This window comes from Salegentibacter sp. BLCTC (assembly GCF_015143665.1).
Classification (GTDB): domain Bacteria; phylum Bacteroidota; class Bacteroidia; order Flavobacteriales; family Flavobacteriaceae; genus Salegentibacter; species Salegentibacter maritimus.
Window position 1 is genome coordinate 1 of sequence record NZ_WYEW01000032.1, and the last position, 1,067, is coordinate 1,067.

A 1,067-nucleotide genomic window follows, 5' to 3' on the forward strand; every position below is an offset into this window, starting at 1 on the left:
GGTTCATCGCCAATAAGCGGCACCGTTAGAAAGAAAATAATTAACTTGACCAACAAACCAATACTAAGCCGACAAAGCCGCGTCCCTTACTCCGCCAACTGGCGATAACCGAGACCGTTGTGATGCTATTGTTTACAAAAATTCTCATTTCATTTTATGATAAATAGTCTAATTGAAAGAACAAATACAAATGAATTTTACAATGACTGTAATTTTTATCTTGAATCTAAAGAGCTAATAACCTCCGAAAATAGATTAGAAGTTATTTATTCAATTAATCAAAACAGTTATGATATTCCTATCGAATATGAAGAATGGAAAATAACTTGCGACGGATATGTAAAAAGTGAAAACCTAGATAATAGATTTTTTATGCCATATATAAAAATGGCAATTTTAGATAAGCATCCATCACTTTGGAGTTTTACAGAAAAGAAATTTGAATGTTATATAACTGGTATTCCTGCTGATCTTAGAGGATTTTATGGAAATCTATTGGTAGAACTTGAAAAGGTTTCAGGCAATTGGATTAAACTAACTGATCTTTTTTGGAATTTTGAGAATTTTTTCAAAAATGAAAAGAAGAAATACAAAGAAATTCCAGAGCCTTTATTAGATGTAATAAAAAAAGTTTGTGAAGATTACGATCTAAGATTTGATATCAAGAAAGAAATTTCGATGCAAGAAAGAGCTAATAATAAGAAAGATTTGCGATTGCTAATTTTCGGAAATGAGATTGTAAGTCCTCATACTTTTTATTTAAAACAACCGTACATCATTGCTGATTCATTTGAGGCGATTCGTGTGAAGTAACAAAACAACAGCACACAACAACGGTTCATCGCCAATAAGCGGCACCGTTAGAAAGAAAATAATTAACTTGACCAACAAACCAATACTAAACCGACAAATCCGCGCCTCGTACTCCGCCAACTGGCGATAACCGAGACCGTTAGCATACATTTAAACATAAAATATCTAATGAATAAAAAGAAAAAATTACCACTTACAATATTAAAAGCATTAGAATCATTTGTGAATTTAAATGGTGAAAAATTTAAAATAAT

General features: G+C 31.2%; 1 protein-coding gene. It reads left to right on the plus strand.

Annotated features, from left to right (window positions below; translation table 11 throughout):
* The first annotated feature begins 156 nt into the window (after nt 1-156).
* Nucleotides 157-813 carry a hypothetical protein gene (locus GUB10_RS15875; protein WP_193712432.1) on the plus strand — a complete coding sequence of 219 codons (657 nt, stop codon included), beginning with the start codon at nt 157-159 and terminating at the stop codon, nt 811-813.
* The last annotated feature ends 254 nt before the right edge of the window (nt 814-1,067 follow it).

Coding starts and splice junctions, on each gene's coding strand:
- GUB10_RS15875 (WP_193712432.1), top strand. CDS start 157: ATGATAAATAGTCTAATTGAAAGAACAAATACAAATGAATTTTACAAT.